Here is a 2,218-nt window from a genome sequence, read left to right on the forward strand (position 1 = left end):
TGGCGTATGTGCTGGACGGGGGGTTGCGGCCGGTGCCGTTGGGTGCGGTGGGTGAGTTGTTTCTGTCGGGTGCGGGTGTGACGCGGGGGTATCACGCGCGGCCGGGGTTGACGGCTGAGCGTTATCTGCCTGATCCGTTCGTGGTGGGTGGGGGGCGGATGTATCGGACGGGTGATCTGGTGCGGTGGCGTCCGGATGGTCAGCTGGACTTTCTGGGGCGGGTTGACGGTCAGGTCAAGGTGCGTGGGCATCGTGTGGAGCTGGGTGAGGTGGAGGAGGTTCTGCGCCGGCATCCGCAGGTCGGTGGTGCCGTGGTCGCGGCGCGCGAGGACGCCGGCGGATCGCTGCGGCTCGTGGGGTATGTGGTCCCCGGCCGGCCCGGTGACGGCGTTCCGGCCGATCTGGCTTCCTACGCGCGCAGTTGGCTCCCTGACGTCATGGTTCCTTCCGTGTTCGTGAGTCTGGCGGAGTTCCCGCTCCTGCCGAACGGGAAGACCGACCGGTCGGCTCTTCCGGCCCCGGACCCGGCCGCGGGTCACTGCGTCTACCGGGCGCCGTCCGGTCCTGCGGAGGAACTCGTCGCCGCTGTCTGGGGTGACGTGCTCGATGTCGGTGAAGTCGGTGCGGACGACGACTTCTTCGCCCTGGGCGGCCACTCCCTCCTCGCCACCCGTGTCACGCACCGGCTCGGTGCGGCGCTGGGCACCCATGTCCCGCTCCACCTCGTCTTCCAGCACCCCACCCTCACCGAACTGGCCGCCCATCTCCCGGACGGTGACGAGCAGCGGCGCATCCCGTCGATCCCCGTACTCGACCGGACCCCCGAACCGGACGGCACGGTCGTCCTGCCCGCGTCACTCGGCCAGGAACGGCTCTGGGTGCAGTGCGCGCTCGATCCGCAGGCCAACCTCGCCTATCACATCAGGGGCGCCGTCGAACTGGACGGACCTCTCGACGTCGACAGCCTGGTCGCCGCTCTGCGCCAACTCGCCGTCCGGCACGAGGTCCTGCGTACCTCGCTGCGCCAGATCGACGGCGAACTGCGCCAAGTCGTGGCCCCCGAACCCGAGGTCCCCCTGACCCGGATCGACACCGCCGACCTGGAGCCCGTGATCGACGCGGAGACCCGACGGGCCTTCGACCTCACGGCCGGACCGCTCTGGCACGTGACGGTCGTCAGCACCGCGCCCGCCCACCATGTCGTCGTCATGAGCCTGCACCACGCGATCGCGGACGGCTGGTCCCTGGACCTGATACTCCGGGAGATCGCAGAGCGCTACGGCACGCTCCTGCGCACCCCGGACGCGCAACCCCTCCCGCCCGCGCCCGTTCAGTACGCCGAGGCGGCCGCCTGGCAACGGGCGACGGCACCGGCGGAGCTGGCCTTCTGGCGGTCACATCTGGCGGGCGCCTCCTCGGCAGGGCTGCCGACCGACCGCCCCCGGCCCCCGCAGCAGACCTTCACCGGTGCCTCGGTCCCGCTGGCGCTGCCGCAGGACGCGCTCGCCTCCGCCGCTCGGGCCGCCGACACCACCGGGTTCACCGTCCTCGCGGCAGCCCTGGCCATCGTCCTCGCGAAGCTCACCGACCGTTACGACGTGACGGTGGGCATTCCCGTCGCGGGACGCGACCACCCGGACACGGCCGAGGTCGTCGGCTATCTCGTCGACACCCTCCCGCTCCGACTGCTCCCGGCGCCCTCCGGAAGCCTCGCGGAGGCGCTGGCAACCACCCGGGCACTCATGGACGACGTCCGCGCCCACCCGCGCATCCCGCTGGAGCAACTGCTCGGGGAACTGCGACCGCACCGCGACCGCGGCCCCCTGTTCCACGTGCTCCTCGCCGTCAACGGCACACCCCCTCGGTACGAACTGCCTGGCCTCGACGTGCGCCCCGTTCCCCTGCCGTTCCGCACCACCCCCTACGACCTGACCGTCCAGGCCGAGGAACGGAACGGCCGGATCACCGGACACCTGCTCTTCAACACCGACCTGTTCGAGCAGTCCACCGCGGAGCTCGTCGCGGACCGCCTGACGACCGTCGTCCAGGCGCTCGCCGACAGCCCCGCCACGACCGTCGCCGAACTGGATGTGCGTTCGGTGGGGGAGCGGCGGCGGGCGGGTGTGTGGGGGGTGGGGTGTGGGTTGGGGTCGTTGGTGGGGGGTCGGGTTGAGGTGTTGGTGGAGGGGGTGGTGGATCGGTTGGGTGGTGTGGGGTC

The 2,218-nt window shown here is 71.4% G+C and carries 1 protein-coding gene; it reads left to right on the forward strand.

All coding sequences use genetic code 11. The features are described 5' to 3' along the window. Positions 1-254: 254 nt before the first annotated feature. Positions 255-2,218, forward strand: a 1,964-nt coding sequence (locus SZN_RS36790) for a condensation domain-containing protein (RefSeq protein ID WP_007506141.1), incomplete at its 3' end; no start/stop codon positions are given.

This window comes from Streptomyces zinciresistens K42 (genome assembly GCF_000225525.1).
Taxonomy (GTDB): Bacteria; Actinomycetota; Actinomycetes; order Streptomycetales; family Streptomycetaceae; genus Streptomyces; species Streptomyces zinciresistens.